The sequence below is a fragment of the Amycolatopsis mediterranei genome, from assembly GCF_026017845.1.
Classification (GTDB): Bacteria; Actinomycetota; Actinomycetes; order Mycobacteriales; family Pseudonocardiaceae; genus Amycolatopsis; species Amycolatopsis mediterranei.
Genome location: NZ_CP100416.1, coordinates 4,952,707 through 4,969,065 on the forward strand (window position 1 = coordinate 4,952,707; position 16,359 = coordinate 4,969,065).

Here is a 16,359-nt window from a genome sequence, read left to right on the forward strand (position 1 = left end):
CCAGGCTCTTCCGGCGCAGAACCACGTGGCCGGCCCTTGGCGGGCCGGTTCGCCCAGGTGCTCCGGCTGCAGACCGCCGACCACTCCTCATCGGACGAAGAACAACACGAGCGCAACCCCGTCAGCTGGTTGGCCCGTGCTCTCCGCGTCCCCGGCCGGGAACGCCGGATCCTCGTCCAGAGCGCCAAAGCCACCCTCGCCGCGACCGCTGCCTGGCTGCTGGCCACCCTCGTCCTCCGGCTGCCGCAACCCTTTCTCGCTCCCTACGCCGCCGTCTTCCTCGTCGAAGCCACCGTTTACCGGTCGCTTCGGGGGTGGCTCCAGCAGGTCGGCTCGGTCGCCTCCGGGGTCCTCCTCGCCGCCGTGGCCGGGCAGCTCATCCCGTGGCAGGCCGTCGCCCTGGCCACCGTTGTCTTCCTGGGCCTGCTCGCCGGCAGCTGGCGGCGGTTCGGGGACTCCGGCGTCTGGGTCGGCGTCACCGGCATGCTCGTGATCTCCTACGGCACCGCCCGCGAGCCCGTGCTGCTCGGCGACCGCCTGCTCGAAACGGCGCTGGGCGCGGCCATCGGCGTCGCGGTCAACACGCTGATCTTCCCGCCCCTCTACGGCGAACGGCTTGCCGCGGCCGCCGGGCGGCTCGGGAAAGCCCTGGCGGACCTGCTGGAGTCGTTGTCCGACGTGATCCGCCGGGACGAGCCGCCCGAAGACCTCGACGGCCTGCTGTCCCACGAGCAGGACACGCGCAGCCAGGTGCTGGCGGCCGAAGAAGCCGTCGGCCTGACGCGGGAAGGGCGGATGCTGAACCTCCGCCGCGCGCGCCCCTCCGCCGGGACGAACCACGAACGTCCACTTCGGACGCTGATCGGGCTCTGGCCCGCGATGTCGCAGCTGCTCGCCGCGGTGCGCACGACGGCGGGCCGGCGCGAGCACCCGTTCGAGTACCCCTGGCCGGACGCGCGCGAGTCGTTGGCCGACCTGATGCACCACTTGGCCGGAGCCGTGCAGTCGGTGGCGATGGCGGGGGAACCGGTCGAGCTGGACGAATGCCGCGCCCTGCTCGAAAAGCTCGAAAAGCGGCTGGTGACGGCGGACGAAGACGGCGTCCCGGCCCGGCTGGGCCTGGGAACCATGACGCTGCCCGCCCGGCTGCTCCTGGAGCAGCTGGAGAAACGCTGAAGGCCGCCGCGGCGAGGCGGCGGCCTTCAGGCACCGAGAGTTACTGGACGGCGACCGCTTCGGTTTCGGACCGGTGCCGGCTGCAGGCCGTGCACACCATCGTCTGGCCCAGCAAAGTGCCGTCACCGGACACCAGCCGCGCGACGTGCAGCGTCGGCAGGCCGCACTCTTCGCAGGGGATCGGCTTGCTGTCGCGGCTGATCATGACACGGTTCGGCATGGTGGAGCCCCCTGACGCGGATGGACGGTCTCGGGGGGTTACCCACGTGGCCTGCGCCACACTCGTCCGGCGCAGCGATGTCACTCGAATGGCGTAGTCACTTGGCCGGGTACTGCTGTTCTTGCAGCAGCGTGGCCAGGTGGACGGCGTTGCGGACCAGGGTCGCGTTCGTCGAGGCCACGGCCTCCGGCGTCTCGTCGAGGTCCTGGTAGTCACCGCCCTGCATGGCTTCGCCGTTCCAGTACGTCGCGCCCTGGGCCGGGACCGTGAAACCGACGTCGTTCAGCGCTTGGAACAGGTCCGCGATGATCTTGTGGGCGCCGTCCTCGTTGCCGACCACCGCGGCCACCCCGACCTTGCCGAACATCGCCGGGCGGCCCTCGTCGTCCGTTTCGGACAGTTCCGCGTCGAGGCGTTCCAGCACCCGCTGCGCGACGCTCGACATGTGGCCGACCCACGTCGGGGTGGCGATCAGCAGGACGTCGGCGGCGGCGATCTTGCGCCGGATGTCCGGCCACGCGTCCCCGTTGCCCATGTCGGCCTCGACGCCCGGGCGGACGTCGTGGTCGACCACGCGGACCAGCTCGCCGGTGGCGCCGCGTTCGGCGAAGAGGTCGAGCAGCTGCCGCGCCATGAGGTCGCTGCTCGACTTCGCGGGCGACGGCTTGAGCGTGCAGGTCAGCGCGAGAACGCGCAGGGTCATGACTGCCTCCTGGGATGGGTGCCGACGCCGACGTGGGCGAACCCGGCCTCGGCGAGGACGTCGGGATCGAGCAGGTTGCGGCTGTCGACGACGACCGCCCGGTCGGCCGCGACGGCCAGCCGGGCCCAGTCGAGGTCCCGGAACTCGGGCCACTCGGTGAGCACGACGAGCGCCGCGGCGTCCTTGGCCACCAGGTACGGGTCGTCGACGACCTGGACCGCCCCCGTGCCGGGCACGCACGCGACGGCCGGGTCGTGCGCGGTCAGCTCGGCACCCGCGCGGGCCAGGTCGTCGGCCACGGCCAGGGCGGGGGAGTCGCGCAGGTCGCCGGTGCCCGCCTTGAAGGCCAGGCCCAGCAGGCCGATGCGGGCTCCGGCGAGGGACCCGGCCGGAGAACCGGTCACGGCCTGCCGCACGGCCCGCACCACCCGGGCGCGCTGCCGGGCGTTGACGCGGACCGCGTCGCGCAGGATGCCGAAGTCGACGCCCGCCGCCTCGGCCGCGTGCAGCAGGGCGGAGGTGTCCTTCGGCAGGCACGAACCACCCCAGCCGGGGCCGGGGGCGAGGAACTCCGGGCCGATCCGCGCGTCGAGGCCCATGGTGCGCGAGACCTCGCGGACGTCCGCGCCGAACCGCTCGCACAGTTCGGCCAGGACGTTCACGTAGGACAGTTTCACGGCGAGGAACGCGTTGCTCGCGTACTTCGCGAGTTCGGCGCTGGCCGAATCGGTCGCCACCACCGGGGCGCCGGTCGGCTCGTACAGCCGGGCGACCCGCCGCGCCGCCGGCGAGTCCGCCGGGTCCGTGCCGACGACGACCCGGTCCGGGTGCAGGAAGTCTTCGACGGCGTGCCCTTCGCGGAGGAACTCCGGGTTGGCCACCACCGGCAGGTCGTCGCGGCCCAGCAGGCGGGGCAGCCGCGCCGCGGTGCCGACCGGCACCGTCGACTTGGTGACCAGCACGCAGCCGGGCCGCAGCAGCCGCCCGAGCTGCGGCACGACGTGTTCGAGCACGCCGAGGTCGGGGCGCCCGTCCTCGGCCGGCGGCGTCGGCAGGCACAGGAAGACGAGGTCCGCGCCGTAGAGCTCCGACTGGGCGGTGGTGAAGCTCAGCGTCCGGTCGGCGAGGCCCTGGCCGACGAGCTCGGCCAGACCGGGCTCCGCGATCGACACGACGCCACGGCCCAGTTCGTCCACTTTGGACGCGTCGGCGTCCACGCAGGTGACCCGGTGCCCGAGCCGCGCGAAGCAGCCGGCACTGGTCAGCCCGACGTAGCCCGCGCCGACGATCCCGATGTGCTCAGCCATGCGCCACCCGCACTTCCAGGGCCGAACGCGTCGCGGCCAGCACGCGCTCCTCGCCGAGCAGCAGCAAGCCGCCGTCGGGCTCCTCGCCGTGCGGGTCGCCGACATTGCCCGCCCACAGCACGACGTGCTGCCGCGCGGACGGCGGCGGGCCCCACAGCCGCGGCGGCGTCGGGCCGAACAGCAGCACCGACGGCGTGCCGAACGCCGTGGCGAGGTGTCCGACACCGGTGTCGCCGCAGACGACGAGTGCCGCCCCGGCCACCAGCGCGGCCAGTTCCGCCAAGCCGGTGCGCCCGGCCAGCACGGCGTCCTCGCCGAGCCCGGCCGCCTCGGCGATCGAAACCGCGAGGTCGCGTTCGGCGGCGCTGCCGGTGAGCACCACGCGGTGCCCGCGCGCGGCGAGGTCCCGCACGACGGTCGCGAACCGCCCGGGCGGCCACCGCCGGGCCGGGAACGCCGCGCCGGGGTGCACCACGACGGCGTCCGGGGCCGGGCTCGGGCCCGGCGGCACGGGCAGGGTCAGCGCCGACCGGTCCGCCGCCAGGTGGTGGTATTCGACGAGCCGGCACCAGCGGTCGACCTCGTGCAGGTCGTCGCGCCACTCGAGGCCCGCGACGTCGGGGAAGTCGGGGTGGCGGTGGGTCAGCAGCTCGGCGGGATCGGCGACGAGCAGGTCGTGGATGCTCTCCGGGCCGCTGCCGTGCAGGTTCACCGCGAGCCGCGGCGGCGGGCCGGGCCAGGCGAGCTCGCCGAGCTTCGGGGTCGGCAGCAGCTCGTCGACCGCGTCGATCAGCTCGACGAGGTCCCGCAGGCTTTCCGGCGCGGCCAGCACCAGCCGGTCGCCGGGGTACCCTGCGCGCAAGGCGCGCAGCGCGGGTACCGCCGTCAGCAGGTCCCCGACGCCGAGCGCGCGCAGGACGAGGACCGCGGCACTCACGGCCACGACCCCTCCTCCGAAGCGCACACGACCAGCTCGCGGACCTCGGCGCCCGGCGGCTGCTGCAGCGCGAACACGACGGTGTTCGCGACGTGCTCGGGCTGGTTGAGCTTCGCGTCCGGCGGCGGCTTGTACTGGTCGGTGCGGTCGTCGAAGAAGTGCGTCCACATCCCGCCCGGGATGAGCAGCGTGACGCCGACGCGCCCGGCCAGCTCGGCGGCGAGCGCGCGGGTGAACCCGACGACACCGAACTTCGAGGCGCAGTAGGCGGTCGCGTCGCTCACCGCCTTGATGCCCAGGGTGGACGCGACCGTGACGACTGTGCCGTGGGAGCGTTCCAGGTAGGGGAGCGCGGCGCGGATCACCGCGGCCGTGCCGAGCAGGTTCACCTTGACGACCCGCTCCCAGTCCTCTGTGGACACTTCGCCGAGCGGGCCGCAGGCGTCGGTGCCGGCGGCGGTGAAGACGCCGTCCAGGCCGCCCGCTCGCTCGGCGAGCTCACGCACCGCCGCCTCGGTCGCGGCGGTGTCGGTCAGGTCGGCTTCGACGTATTCGGCCGGATCTTGCGGGCGGACGCGGTCGAGGACGTACGGGGTGCCACCGGCCTTGCGGACGGCGTCGACGGTGGCGGCGCCGAGTCCGGACGCACCGCCGGTGATCAGGACGTTGCCGAGGGGTCGCATCGCTCTCCTTCGCGGGCGAGGGGGTTCAGGCACTGGCCGCCGCGGCGACCAGCCGGGACGTCGAGTAACCGGGCACGGTCGGGACGAGCACGACTTCGCCGCCGTGCCGTTCGACCACTTCGCGTTCGGGCAGGACCGCTTCCGCGTAGTCGCCGCCCTTCACCCACACGTCCGGGCGCAGCTTCTCCAGGACGGCGGTGGGCGAAGGCTCGTCGAAGACGGCGACGGCGTCCACAAAGGACAGAGCGCAGAGGAGTCGGGCGCGGTCGCGGTCGCGGACCAGCGGGCGGCCGGGGCCCTTCAGACCCCGCACCGACGCGTCGGAATTGAGGCAGACGACGAGCGCGTCGCCGAGGGCGCGGGCCTGCCGCAGCAGGCTCACGTGCCCGGGGTGCAGCAGGTCGAAGCAGCCGCCGGTGGCGATCAGTCGGCCGCCGGTTGCGCGGATCCGCTCGGCGAGGCCGAAGGCGTCGGTCGCCGGCTGCGGGTCGGGCACCGGGCCGTCGTTCGTGGACAGCGCGGTCGCGCCGCCGGCGGCGACGAACCGGGCGGCCGCCTCGACCGCGGTCACCACGGCTTCGGTCGTGTCCGCGCCGCCGAGCAGGGCCGCGGCGGCCGCGGCGGCGAACCGGTCGCCCGCGCCGCACGTGTCGGGCGCGGCGTGGCCCGGCATCCGTGCCGCGGCGGGGATCGGGACGGTCGTTTCGCCGAGGCCGTCGGCCAGCACCGCGCCGCGGGCCCCGGTGGTCACCGCGACCGCGTCGGCGTGCCAATGGCCGCGCAGCAGCTTGGCGAGCTCGGCCGGTTCCTCGTGCCCGGCGAGCACCGCGCGCGCCTCGGCGAGGTTCGGGGTGACCAGCCGCGTGCCGGGCACCGGCTGGGCGCCGCGGGGGTGCGGGTCCCAGACCACCGGGATCCGCTCGGCCAGCTCCCGCAGGACCCGCCGGACGTCCGGGTTGCGCGTCAGGCCGCGGCCGTAGTCGGCCACGAGGATCGCGCCGGCCTCCGCCAGGACGTCGTGCACCCGGGTGGGCAGCGGGTCGGCGGTCGCCGTGCCGTCGCCGGAATCCAGGCGCAGCAACGACTGCCCGCCCGCGCGGATCCGGGTCTTGCACACCGTCGTGCCGCGCAGCGGCAGCGGCAGCACGGTGACGTCCGGTTCCAGCAGCCCGGTGAGGGCGTGGCCGCCTTCGTCGTCACCCAGCGGCGTGACCAGGACGACCTCGGCCGCCGACCGCGCGGCCAGCAGCGCGGCCAAGCCGGCCCCGCCCGGGCGGCGGCGCCGGTCCGTCAGGTCGACCACCGGCACCGGCGCCTCCGGGCACAGCCGCTCGGCGGTGCCTTCGGCGTCGACGTCCAGCAGCGTGTCGCCGAGGACGACCAGTGGCCTCACGCGGTCACCCCGAGCGCGGTGTCGAGGGCCGCGCACAGGCCGTGCACCAGCACCAGGTGCATTTCCTGCACGGTCGCGACGGTCGGCGCTTCGACCGTCACGGCGTCGTCGCACAGGGCGGCGAGGGGGTTCGGGGCGGGCCCGGTCAGCGCCCAGGTCGTCACGCCCAGCTCGTGCGCGGCCTTCGCGGCGGCGACGACGTTCTGGCTGCCACCGCTGGTGGACAGGCACACCAGCACGTCGCCCGGCCGCCCGTGCGCGTGCACCTGGCGAGCGAAGACCTCGTGGTCGCCGTAGTCGTTGACGATCGCCGTGGTCGCGGACGTGTCCGCGTGCAGCGCGATGGCCGAGAGGGGACGGCGTTCGTGGCGGAACCGGCCGACGAGCTCGCCGGTCAGGTGCTGGGCTTCGGCCGCGCTGCCGCCGTTGCCGCAGGCGAGCAGCCGGCCGCCGGCTTCGAACACGCCGACCAGGTGCCGTCCCCACGCGGTTATCTTGGGGGCGGATTCGCGGGTCCGCTCGGCGGCTTCGGCCAACGCGGCGAGATGGTCTTCCATCACGGCACCTCCTTCTCCTCCGGCGACGCCGCGCCGGTTCGAGTGGATCGGGGACGCCGGAGCACGAACGGCCCCAGCGCGAGCAGGTCGATCGGGGCCGAGCCGAAGCACTCCAGCGCGTCCCGCGGCGAGTCGACCATCGGGCGGCCCGCGGTGTTGAGGCTGGTGTTGATCACGACCGGCAGGCCGGTCCGGCGCTCGAAGCCGGCCAGCATCCGGGCCAGCACCGGGTTTTCGCGTTCTTCGACGGTCTGCACGCGGGCGGTGCCGTCCACGTGCGTGATGGCCGGGATGCGGTCGCGCCATTCTTCGGCGACGTCGTGCACGAACAGCATGTACGGGCTGGGCAGCGGGCCGCGGGCGAAGATCTCGGCCGCCCGCTCGGCCCGCACCATCGGCGCCACCGGGCGGAACTGCTCGCGGCCCTTGACGTCGTTGAGCCGCTCGAGGTTGGCCTGGCGGCCCGGGTGGGCCAGCAGCGACCGGTGCCCGAGCGCCCGCGGGCCGAACTCGGCGCGGCCCTGGAACCAGGCGATCACCTCGTCGTTCGCCAGCGCTTCGGCGACGGTCTCGGCGAGGTCGTCCGGTCGCTCGTAGGGGAGTTTGGCCTTGATCAGGATTTCTTCGAGTTCGTCGTCGGTCCACCCGCGACCGAGCCCGGCGTCTCCCATGGACGTGCGGGGCTCCCCGGCTTCGGCCGCGAGCTGCAGGGCGGCGCCGAGCGCGGTGCCCGCGTCCCCGGCGGCGGGCTGCACCCAGATCCGGTCGAACGGGCCTTCGGCGTGCAGCCGGCTGTTGGCGACGCAGTTGAGCGCGATCCCGCCCGCCATCGCCAGGTCGCGTTGGCCGGTGGCGTCGTGCAGCCAGTCCGCCAGCTCCAGCAGGATGTCTTCGAGGACTTTCTGGACACTCGCGGCGAGATCGGCGTGCTGCCGGCTGAGCTGCTCGCCGGCTTTGCGGCGTGGGGCCAGCGAGGCCAGGTCGACGCCGGAGGCGTGGAACCCGCCGTCGCCGGTGACGTGGACGTGCTCGCAGAGTTCGTCGAGGAATTCGGGCTTGCCGTAGGAGGCGAGCGCCATGACCTTGTACTCGTCGCTGGACCGCGCGAAGCCGAGGTGCTCGGTCAGGTCCTCGTAGAGCAGGCCGAGGGAGTCCGGCAGCTTCTGCGCCGCCAGTTCCTTGAACCGGCCGTCGCGGTACTCACCGGCCAGGTAGGACGTGCTCTCGCCGCGGCCGTCGGCGACGAGCACGGCGCAGTCGCCGAACGGTGCGGCGAGCGCGGCCGACGCCGCGTGCGCGACGTGGTGCCGGACGAACTTGACGATGCCCGGGTCGAGTCCGGGCAAAGCGGACTTCAGGAACAGGGGCGCCCGCTTCGCGAATTCCGTCCGCAGCTCCTCGCCGCTCGGGTCGTGCCCGGGCAGGCCCGGCTCGACCAGGGCGGGGTCGTAGGAGTATCCGACGGCGTCGAGGTCCTTCGCGGACAGCCCCGCCTGGGCCAGGCACCAGGCGGCGGCCTGGGCGGGCTGTTCCCACGTGGAGAACGGCACCGCCTGCTTGCCGTGCTTGCGGCGGCTGAATCGTTCCTCTTCCGCCGCGGCGACGATCTCCCCGTCCACCACCAGTGCGGCGGCCGGGTCGTGGAAGACGGCATTGATCCCGAGTATGCGCATCGACCTGCCTCTGGCGTTCCGGTGCGGACTCGTGAGGCCCGCTCTCGCCTATAGCGCTACCCGGCGAAGTCGTTGATAAACGGTCGCGCGCAAAAGCCCTGGGCGTCGCTACTCAGTGTGACGGAGCCCGGCGGAACCACGCCGCAGTGCGACGGAGACCGTCTTCGGAGTCGACCTTCGGTTCCCAGCCGAGGACGTCACGCGCGAGGGAGATGTCGGGACACCGCCGCTGCGGGTCGTCGACGACGGCGTCGATGTACTCGATCGGCGAGCGGGACCCGGTGAGGTGCTTGATGCGCTCGGCCACTTGGCGAACGGTCAGTTCCTCCGGGTTGCCGATGTTGACCGGCCCCGGGTGGTCCGCCCGGGCGAGGGCCAGCAGGCCGCGGGCGGTGTCCTCGACGTAGCAGATCGAGCGGGTCTGCTCGCCGGTGCCGGTGACCGTGATGGGCTCGTTCTTGAGCGCCTGGTCGAGGAAGGCCGGGATCATCCGGCCGTCGTGGGCGCGCATGCCGGGGCCGTAGGTGTTGAAGATCCGCGCGATCGCCGTGTCGACGCCGAATTCGCGGCGGTAGGCCGACGTCAGCGCTTCGGCGTAGCGCTTGGCTTCGTCGTAGACGCTGCGCGGCCCGATCGGGTTGACGTTGCCCCAGTACCCCTCCTGCTGCGGGTGTTCCAGGGGATCGCCGTAGACCTCGCTGGTCGAGGCGAGCACGAACCGGGCACGAGCGCGGCGGGCCAGCTCGAGCGCGTTCTCGGTACCGTGCGAGCCCGCGCGCAGGGTTTCCAGGGGCAGGGCCAGGTAGTCGCGGGGCGACGCTGCCGAAGCGAGGTGGAAGACGACGTCGGCTTCGCAGCTCGGCGGCATCGGCTGCGTGACGTCGTGGCGCACGAACCGGAACCCCGCGTAGCGGCGCAGGTGGTCCAGGCTGTCCGCCGAGGACGTCGCGAGGTTGTCGACGGCGATGACTTCGATGTCCTCTTCGAGCAGCAGCTCGCACAGGTGCGCGCCGACGAAGCCGGCACCCCCGGTCACCACCGCACGCCCGAACCGCCTGGTCACTCCCGGATCCGTCATGCCGTGGCGGCTACCCGGCCCCGGCGGCCGCAAAACCGTGTAAGGGGGTGAAGAGCGGGTAAGCGCCGGGACCATGCGAGTTCTGCTCACCGGTTGGGCCAGTTTTCTGCACGGAGAAGCCACCGCGGGTGACGTCCTCAGCCTGCGCGCGGCCGGGAACGCGCTGGCGGAGGCGGGGATCGACCATCGGGTCGCGTGGAGCCCCGGCTTCCGGCCCGGCACCCTGCACCTGCCCGACGCGGCACCCGGCGACTACACGCACGTCGTCTTCGCCTGCGGCCCGGTGCACGGGCCGCAGGTGCGTTCGCTGCACGAGCGGTACGCGTCCTGCCGCCGGATCGCGGTCGGGGTGTCCGTGCCGGACGCCGAAGACCCGGCGGTCACCGGGTTCCACCGGGTCTTCCCGCGCGACGACGGCGGTACCGCCGAGCTCGACCTGGCGCTGGGCGCGCCGGTGTCGCCCACGCCGGTGCTCGGGGTGGTCCTGGCGCCGCACCAGCCGGAATACGGCAGCGCGGGGCGCCACGGCGACGTCCACGAGGCACTGACCGGCTGGCTCGCCGGCCTGGACTGCGCCCGCGTGCCACTGGACACCCGGCTTGCGCACGCGGACTGGGAGCGGTGCGCGACCCCGGACCAGTTCGCCGCCCTGGTGTCCAAAATGGACGCTCTGGTGACCACCCGGTTGCACGGGCTGGTCTTCGGGCTCAAGGCCGGGGTGCCGGTGCTCGCCGTCGACCCGGTGGCCGGCGGCGGGAAGGTGACCGCGCAGGGGAAGGCGCTGGACTGGCCGGTGGTGGCCGCCGAAGACGCCTGCGACACCGCGCTGCTCGACGCCCGCCTGAAGTGGTGCCTGCCCGCGTCGGTGCGGCCACCCGCGCACCCGGCCTCCCTGGCCGCGCTCGTGGACGAATTGGTGGGGTCGCGGTGAGCGCGCGCACGACCGTCGTCATCGCCACCCGCAACCGGGCCGGCGAGCTGGCGCGCACCCTCGCGCGGCTGTCCGCGTTGGACCCCCGGCCGCCGGTCGTCGTGCTGGACAACGCTTCCGAGGACGACACGGCCGACGTCGCCGGACGGCACGAGAACGTGCGCGTGATCCGCCTGCCGCAGAACCTCGGTGCGGCCGCGCGCACCCTCGGCGTCATCGCGGCCGACACACCGTACGTCGCCTTCAGCGACGACGACTCGTGGTGGGCGCCGGACGCGCTGGCCGAGGCGGAGCGGATCTTCGACGAGCACCCGCGGACCGGCCTGCTCGCGGCGCGCACCCTCGTCGGGCCGGAATGCCGGGACGATCCGGTGACGCCCGAAATGGAGCGCAGCCCGCTGGGGCACCCGGCCGGCGCGCCCGGGCCGCTGGTGCTCGGCTTCCTCGCCTGCTCCGCGATCGTGCGCCGCACGGCGTACCTGCAGGTGGGCGGGTTCAGCCCGCTGCTGCACTTCGGTGCGGAGGAACAGCTGCTGGCCTACGACCTGGCCGCGCGCGGCTGGGAGGTCTGCTACGTCGGGCGCCTGCGCGCCCACCACCACCCGTCGCCGTCGCGGCCGCCGTCGTCGTGGCGACGGCGGGCCGAACTGCGCAACCGGCTGCTCATCGCCGTGCTGCGCCGCCCACCGCGGGTCTGTCGCCGCGAGGTGGCGCGCACGCTCGTGCGGGCCCCCGGGGCCGTTCTCGGCGCGGTGCCGCGGCTGCCGCGCGCGCTGAGCTCGCGGCGCGTCCTGCCCGCCCACGTCGAACACCAGGCCCGGACTCTGGAAAGGACCGCCGAATGGCGCGAATCTCGGTCGTGATCATCACCTGCAACCGCCGCGAGCAGTTGCGCGAGACGCTGGCGCACATGACGTCCCTGCCGGACGCCGCGCCGGTCTTCGTCGCGGACAACGGGTCCGCGGACGGCACGGCCGACATGGTCGCCCGGGAGTTCCCCGGCGTCCGCCTGTTCCGGCTGCCGGAAAATCTCGGCGCGGTGGCACGCAACCTCGCCGTCGAGGAGGTGACGACGCCGTACGTGGCCTTCTGCGACGACGACACGACGTGGCAGCCCGGCGCGCTGACCCGCGCCGCCGACCTGCTGGACGAGTTTCCGGGGCTCGGCTCGGTGACCGGGCGCTGCCTGGTCGAGCCCGGCCTGGCCGAGGACCCGATCACCCCGGAACTGCGCGAGTCGCCGGTGCCCGGCCCCGACTGGCTGCCGGGACCGGCGCTGCTCGGCATCATGGCCGGCCTGACAGCGGTGCGCGTCAGCGCGTTCCGCGAGGTCGGCGGCTTCTCGACGCGGATGTGGCTCGGCGGCGAGGAGGAGCTGTTCGCCCTGGACCTCGCCGCGCGTGGGTGGTGGATGTGCTGGGCCGAGGACGTCGTGATCCACCACGCGCCGTCGAAGCTGCGCGACCCCCGCCACCGTCGTCGCCTCGGCATCCGCAACACGTTGTGGACGCTCCTGCTGCGCCGCCCCTGGCCGGCGGTCTTCCGCCGCGCCCGGGACGTGCTGCGGTCCGCGCCGCTCGACGGGGCCACCGCGGCGGCGCTCCTGGACGTGGCCCGCGGCCTGCCGTCGGTCCTGCGGGACCGCCGGGTGGTCCCGCACCACGTCGAACACGGCCTGCGCCTGCTGGAAGCACCCCAGCGCGAGTCGAAGGCCCGCCGCTACGTGGGCTGAGTGGGCTGAGTGGGCTGACCGCATGTCATGAATGACTCATTCCTGACGCCAGACGTCAGGAATGAGTCATTCAGGGCGTCGCGATCAGCGGGCCTCGGCCGTCATCGCCGTCTCCGGGACCAGCTTGTGGTAGGCGCGCAGGGTGTCGGCGGCGACGCGGTCCCACGAGTAGCGGGCGACCGCGCGGTCGTGGCCCGCGGTGCCGTAGGCGTGGCAGAGCGCCGGGTCGTCGATCAGCCGGCGTGCCCGGGACGCGAGCTCCTTCGGCTGGTGCGGGCGGACCAGCAGCCCCGTGACGCCGTCGACGACGGTGTCGGTCAAGCCGCCCACCGCGGCCGCGACCACCGGGACACCGCAGGCCATCGCCTCCAGGGGCACGATCCCGAACGGCTCGTACCACGGCGTGCACACGACGGCGTCGGCCGAGCGCAGCAGGGCCGGCATGTCGTCGCGCGACACCTGGCCGGGCCAGCGGACGCGGTCGCCGACGCCGAGCCGGTCGGCCAGCTGCCGCAGCCGGGCCGCCTCGGGGTCCTGGGACAGCTTGCCCCGCTCCGGGCCGCCCGCGATGACGAGCTCGGTGTCCGGCAGCTGGGCGAGGGCGGTGATCGCGATGTCGAACCCCTTGCGCGGCACCAGCCGGCCGACGGCGACCAGCCGGTGCGGCAGCCGCCGGCGGGCCACCGGCCCGTCGGGGGAGAACCGGGCGAGGTCGACGCCGCAGGGCACGATCGAGATCCGCGACCGCGGGACGCCGAGGCGGGACAGCTCGAAGACCTCGTCGGAGCAGGTCGCGATCACGCGCCCGGCCTGGCGGCCGATGATCCGCTCCAGCCGGATGCGGTCGGCGGGGCTGGTGTCCTGGTCGCCCTGGTAGCGCTTCTTGACCACGCCGAGGGCGTGGAAGGTCTGCGCCACCGGGGTGCCGGTCGCGCTCGCCGCCAACGAGGTCGCGAGGCCGGACATCCAGAAGTGCGCGTGCGCCACGTCCGGCCGCTCGAGCGCCCACCGGTCCCGCAGGAAGCTGCCGAACTCGCCCATGTAGGGCAGGAGCTGGTCCTTCGGCACCCGGCGCGGCGGCCCGGCCGGCACGTGCACGACGCGGAAGCCCTGCGGCGCGCGGACCTCCGGCGGTTCGTCGCGGCTTTCCCGGCGCGTGTAGACAGTGACGTCGTGGCCGGCGCGGGTCAGTGCGGCCGACAGCTCGGCGACGTGCACGTTCTGGCCACCGGCGTCGGCTTCGCCCAGCACGGCCAACGGGTTGGCGTGCTCGGACACCATCGCGATCTTCATCGGTGAGGCGTTCCCTTCACAGGTCAACGGGCCGTCTCGGCGAGGAGGTGGTCCCAAGCGGTCAGGAAGGCGTCCAGCCCGTAGTGCTTCAGGGCGTGTTCGCGGGCGTTCTTGCCGGCCAGCGCGGCGAAGTCGGGTTCGTGCAGCAGCTCGCGGAAACCGCGGGCCAGCACCGAGACGTCCGTGGAGAGCACACCGGCGTCGTCCGGCACCGCCTCGACCGCTTCGGTGGCGGCGAAGACGACGACCGGCATCGCCAGGTGCATGGCCTCCAAAAGGGACAGCCCCAGCGAGGTCCACCGGGCGGTGTGCAGGTAGACGCGGCGGCGGGCGATCTCGTCGTGCAGCTTCGGCGCCGGGACGTCACCCAGCCCGCGCAGCGGCGCGCCGAGCTCCTCGGTCCCCATACCGAACACGTCGACGGGGCCCTCCCCGGCGAGCGTGCCGAGCAGGTCGGCGCCGGTGACGCGACGGCGCCGCACCGGTTCGTTGATCATCGACACGCCGGCGGCGAGCTCACCGGTGTAGCGCGGTCCCGGATCGGGGATGCCGTGCGGCACCACGGTCACCGGCGCGCGGCCGCAGTCCCACATCGCCGCGTTGAAGTGCGTCACGTGCGCGACGGTGGTGTCGGACCGGCCGGCGAGCGGGTGTTCGCTGGACGCGGCGTACGGCCGGGGCGCGTTGTGTTCCACGTAGACGGCCGGAACGCCCAGCCGCGCGGCGAAGTCGAGCTCCTCCGGGCGTTGCAGGACGACGACGTCGGGCTCGGCCTCCGCCAGCCGGTCGAGCGGCACCTCGGTCACCGACGGCCAGTTCCGCCCCGCCTTGCCGAGACCCCAGGGTGCACCATCGGGTGACACCGGCAGGAGGTAGTCGTGGCGGCCGCGGACGAAAGCGTCCGTCCACGAGCCGTGGACGTGCCAGAGCAGTACTCTCAGGCGCCGGGATCCGGGATCGGTCATGACTCCTGATTTCCCGGAGATCGGCCGTTAAACGTCCGGCCGGACGGGGTACTCGGCGCGCGTCCGGTGTGCGCGACGAAGGGACTGCCATCCATGCGCTTCACCCCACGGGGCACCCGCTTTTTCGACCTGCTCGCCGACGCGGCGAAGAACCTCGTCACCGCGACCGCGTTGCTCGGGGACCTCGTCGCCGCCGATCCCGCCGGGCGGGAATCGATCGCGAAGCGCCTGCACGAGGTCGAGCACCAGGGCGACGAGCTGACGCACACGATCATGGTGGAGCTCAACAGCTCGTTCGTGACACCGTTCGACCGCGAGGACATCCAGGCCCTCGCCGCGAAGATCGACGACGTCCTCGACTTCATGGACACCGCGGCGGACCTGGCCGTGCTGTACCGCATCGGCACCTTCCCGCCGGGGACCGACGTCCTGGTCCGGGTGCTCTGCCGGGCCGCCGAGCTGACGGCTTCGTCGATGCCCGGCCTGGCCAAGGTGGGTGAGCTCGAGCCGTTCTGGATCGAGATCAACGAGCTCGAGAACGAGGCCGACCGCGTCTACCGGCGGATCCTTGCCCACCTGTTCGAGCCGGGCGGGGACGCCCTCGAGGTGCTGAAGACCAAGGAGGTCGTCGAGCAGTTCGAGCTGGCCGCCGACGCGTTCGAACACCTGGCCGACGTGGTGCAGACCATCGCGGTCAAGGAGTCCTGAGTGACGGGGACCGCCGCCCTGGTCACCGTGATCGTGCTGACGCTCGTCTTCGACTACACCAACGGGTTCCACGACGCGGCCAACGCCATCGCCAGCGCGGTGTCGACGCGGGCGCTGACCCTGCGGGCCGCCCTCGTGCTGGCGGCGGTGATGAACCTGGCGGGCGCGCTGCTGTCGACCGGCATCGCCGCGACGGTGGCCAAGGGGATCATCGACGTCCCGGTGGGGCCGGACGCGCTCACCGTGGTCTTCGCGGCACTGGCCGGCGCCATCACCTGGAACCTCATCACCTGGTACTTCGGGCTCCCGTCGTCGTCCTCGCACTCGCTGATCGGCGGCATGGTCGGTGCGGCGCTGGCCGCCGCGAGCACCGTGCACTGGGCCGGGATCGCCGAGAAGGTGCTGATCCCGATGGTGGCGTCGCCGCTGCTCGGCCTGGCGCTGGGCTACTTCGCCATGGTCGCGGCGCTGTGGCTGCTGCGCCGCGCGAACCCGCACCGCAGCGGCCGGGTGTTCCGCCGGTTCCAGCTCGTCTCCGCCTCGGCGCTCGCGCTTGGCCACGGCCTGCAAGACGCCCAGAAGGGCATGGGCGTGATCGTGCTGGCGCTGGTCGCGGCCGGGCAGCAGTCGACGTTCGCGGTCCCGTTGTGGGTGACCCTGGCGTGCGCCGCGGCCTTGTCGCTGGGCACCTATTCGGGTGGTCTGCGGATCATGCGGACGCTCGGCAGGCGGGTCTTCCCGCTCGACCCGCCGCACGGCTTCGTCGCGGAATCGGTGGCGTCGTCGGTGTTGTACGTGACGGCGTTCGCGGTGAAGGCACCGATCTCGACGACGCACGTCATCACGGCGGCGATCATGGGTGTCGGCGCGACGCGGCGGCTGTCGGCGGTGCGGTGGGGGATCGCGCGCGACATCGTGCTGGGCTGGGTGCTGACCTTCCCGGCCGCCGCGGCGGTGGCCGCGGCCGTGTATCTGGTGGCCGACCTGATCACCTGAGTTTGTC

General features: G+C 73.5%; 17 protein-coding genes. 6 read left to right on the top strand and 11 right to left on the bottom strand.

Features of this window, described 5'->3' with window-relative positions:
- Window positions 1-36: 36 nt before the first annotated feature.
- Window positions 37-1,176 carry an FUSC family protein gene (locus ISP_RS22855; RefSeq protein WP_013226112.1) on the top strand — a complete coding sequence of 380 codons (1,140 nt, stop codon included), beginning with the start codon at window positions 37-39 and terminating at the stop codon, window positions 1,174-1,176.
- Between the two features lie 40 nt (window positions 1,177-1,216).
- On the opposite strand, the gene ISP_RS22860 is transcribed toward ISP_RS22855, so the two are convergent.
- From ISP_RS22860 to ISP_RS22900, 9 genes are all read right to left on the bottom strand, one after another.
- A complete protein-coding gene (locus ISP_RS22860; RefSeq protein WP_013226113.1) occupies window positions 1,217-1,396 on the bottom strand; it encodes a hypothetical protein in 180 nt (59 codons plus the stop codon).
- Between the two features lie 97 nt (window positions 1,397-1,493).
- Window positions 1,494-2,099 carry a flavodoxin family protein gene (locus ISP_RS22865; protein WP_013226114.1) on the bottom strand — a complete coding sequence of 202 codons (606 nt, stop codon included), beginning with the start codon at window positions 2,097-2,099 and terminating at the stop codon, window positions 1,494-1,496.
- Window positions 2,096-3,406, bottom strand: coding sequence for a UDP-glucose dehydrogenase family protein (locus tag ISP_RS22870; protein WP_013226115.1), 1,311 nt, complete (start codon window positions 3,404-3,406; stop codon window positions 2,096-2,098). Before ISP_RS22870 ends, ISP_RS22865 begins: the two co-directional genes overlap by 4 nt.
- Window positions 3,399-4,349: a glycosyltransferase family 9 protein gene (locus ISP_RS22875; protein ID WP_013226116.1), complete on the bottom strand. Its 951-nt coding sequence runs from the start codon at window positions 4,347-4,349 to the stop codon at window positions 3,399-3,401. The genes ISP_RS22870 and ISP_RS22875 overlap by 8 nt, the downstream gene beginning before the upstream one ends.
- Complete coding sequence (locus tag ISP_RS22880; protein WP_013226117.1) at window positions 4,340-5,026, bottom strand: SDR family oxidoreductase; 687 nt, start codon at window positions 5,024-5,026, stop codon at window positions 4,340-4,342. The genes ISP_RS22875 and ISP_RS22880 overlap by 10 nt, the downstream gene beginning before the upstream one ends.
- 25 nt (window positions 5,027-5,051) lie before the next feature.
- Window positions 5,052-6,419: a PfkB family carbohydrate kinase gene (locus ISP_RS22885; RefSeq protein ID WP_013226118.1), complete on the bottom strand. Its 1,368-nt coding sequence runs from the start codon at window positions 6,417-6,419 to the stop codon at window positions 5,052-5,054.
- The gene (locus ISP_RS22890) at window positions 6,416-6,976 is read right to left on the bottom strand and encodes a D-sedoheptulose-7-phosphate isomerase (RefSeq protein ID WP_013226119.1); all 561 of its coding nucleotides are present in this window, start codon (window positions 6,974-6,976) and stop codon (window positions 6,416-6,418) included. The genes ISP_RS22885 and ISP_RS22890 overlap by 4 nt, the downstream gene beginning before the upstream one ends.
- Window positions 6,976-8,649: a carbamoyltransferase family protein gene (locus tag ISP_RS22895; RefSeq protein WP_013226120.1), complete on the bottom strand. Its 1,674-nt coding sequence runs from the start codon at window positions 8,647-8,649 to the stop codon at window positions 6,976-6,978. The genes ISP_RS22890 and ISP_RS22895 overlap by 1 nt, the downstream gene beginning before the upstream one ends.
- Window positions 8,650-8,761: 112 nt before the next feature.
- Window positions 8,762-9,727 (bottom strand): UDP-glucuronic acid decarboxylase family protein, encoded by a 966-nt coding sequence (locus ISP_RS22900; RefSeq protein ID WP_176742236.1) that lies wholly within the window; start codon window positions 9,725-9,727, stop codon window positions 8,762-8,764.
- 73 nt (window positions 9,728-9,800) lie between these two features.
- On the opposite strand from ISP_RS22900, the gene ISP_RS22905 reads away from it, so the two are divergent.
- Genes ISP_RS22905 through ISP_RS22915 form a run of 3 tightly spaced genes read left to right on the top strand, consistent with a single transcriptional unit; the run spans window position 9,801 to window position 12,390 of the window.
- Entirely contained in the window at window positions 9,801-10,658 is an 858-nt protein-coding gene (locus tag ISP_RS22905; protein WP_013226122.1) for a polysaccharide pyruvyl transferase family protein, read from the top strand.
- Window positions 10,655-11,521, top strand: coding sequence for a glycosyltransferase family 2 protein (locus ISP_RS22910; protein WP_013226123.1), 867 nt, complete (start codon window positions 10,655-10,657; stop codon window positions 11,519-11,521). The genes ISP_RS22905 and ISP_RS22910 overlap by 4 nt, the downstream gene beginning before the upstream one ends.
- Window positions 11,500-12,390 carry a glycosyltransferase family 2 protein gene (locus ISP_RS22915; protein ID WP_013226124.1) on the top strand — a complete coding sequence of 297 codons (891 nt, stop codon included), beginning with the start codon at window positions 11,500-11,502 and terminating at the stop codon, window positions 12,388-12,390. The genes ISP_RS22910 and ISP_RS22915 overlap by 22 nt, the downstream gene beginning before the upstream one ends.
- A gap of 84 nt (window positions 12,391-12,474) precedes the next feature.
- Here ISP_RS22915 and ISP_RS22920 read toward each other — a convergent pair whose 3' ends face one another.
- Together ISP_RS22920 and ISP_RS22925 are read right to left on the bottom strand one after the other, a co-directional pair.
- Entirely contained in the window at window positions 12,475-13,683 is a 1,209-nt protein-coding gene (locus tag ISP_RS22920; protein WP_013226125.1) for a glycosyltransferase family 4 protein, read from the bottom strand.
- Between the two features lie 23 nt (window positions 13,684-13,706).
- The gene (locus tag ISP_RS22925; RefSeq protein WP_013226126.1) at window positions 13,707-14,648 is read right to left on the bottom strand and encodes a glycosyltransferase; all 942 of its coding nucleotides are present in this window, start codon (window positions 14,646-14,648) and stop codon (window positions 13,707-13,709) included.
- A 93-nt stretch (window positions 14,649-14,741) separates the two neighbouring features.
- On the opposite strand from ISP_RS22925, the gene ISP_RS22930 reads away from it, so the two are divergent.
- Together ISP_RS22930 and ISP_RS22935 are read left to right on the top strand one after the other, a co-directional pair.
- Window positions 14,742-15,356 (top strand): DUF47 domain-containing protein, encoded by a 615-nt coding sequence (locus ISP_RS22930; RefSeq protein WP_013226127.1) that lies wholly within the window; start codon window positions 14,742-14,744, stop codon window positions 15,354-15,356.
- The gene (locus ISP_RS22935; protein ID WP_013226128.1) at window positions 15,357-16,352 is read left to right on the top strand and encodes an inorganic phosphate transporter; all 996 of its coding nucleotides are present in this window, start codon (window positions 15,357-15,359) and stop codon (window positions 16,350-16,352) included. It begins immediately after the preceding gene.
- Window positions 16,353-16,359: the final 7 nt, after the last annotated feature.

What these genes read in the sequence shown, in the direction of transcription:
- ISP_RS22860 (WP_013226113.1), bottom strand. Translation starts at nt 1,396, where the DNA reads ATGCCGAACCGTGTCATGATCAGCCGCGACAGCAAGCCGATCCCCTGC.
- ISP_RS22865 (WP_013226114.1), bottom strand. Translation starts at nt 2,099, where the DNA reads ATGACCCTGCGCGTTCTCGCGCTGACCTGCACGCTCAAGCCGTCGCCC.
- ISP_RS22870 (WP_013226115.1), bottom strand. Translation starts at nt 3,406, where the DNA reads ATGGCTGAGCACATCGGGATCGTCGGCGCGGGCTACGTCGGGCTGACC.
- ISP_RS22880 (WP_013226117.1), bottom strand. Translation starts at nt 5,026, where the DNA reads ATGCGACCCCTCGGCAACGTCCTGATCACCGGCGGTGCGTCCGGACTC.
- ISP_RS22890 (WP_013226119.1), bottom strand. Translation starts at nt 6,976, where the DNA reads ATGGAAGACCATCTCGCCGCGTTGGCCGAAGCCGCCGAGCGGACCCGC.
- ISP_RS22895 (WP_013226120.1), bottom strand. Translation starts at nt 8,649, where the DNA reads ATGCGCATACTCGGGATCAATGCCGTCTTCCACGACCCGGCCGCCGCA.
- ISP_RS22900 (WP_176742236.1), bottom strand. Translation starts at nt 9,727, where the DNA reads ATGACGGATCCGGGAGTGACCAGGCGGTTCGGGCGTGCGGTGGTGACC.
- ISP_RS22905 (WP_013226122.1), top strand. Translation starts at nt 9,801, where the DNA reads ATGCGAGTTCTGCTCACCGGTTGGGCCAGTTTTCTGCACGGAGAAGCC.
- ISP_RS22915 (WP_013226124.1), top strand. Translation starts at nt 11,500, where the DNA reads ATGGCGCGAATCTCGGTCGTGATCATCACCTGCAACCGCCGCGAGCAG.
- ISP_RS22920 (WP_013226125.1), bottom strand. Translation starts at nt 13,683, where the DNA reads ATGAAGATCGCGATGGTGTCCGAGCACGCCAACCCGTTGGCCGTGCTG.
- ISP_RS22925 (WP_013226126.1), bottom strand. Translation starts at nt 14,648, where the DNA reads ATGACCGATCCCGGATCCCGGCGCCTGAGAGTACTGCTCTGGCACGTC.
- ISP_RS22930 (WP_013226127.1), top strand. Translation starts at nt 14,742, where the DNA reads ATGCGCTTCACCCCACGGGGCACCCGCTTTTTCGACCTGCTCGCCGAC.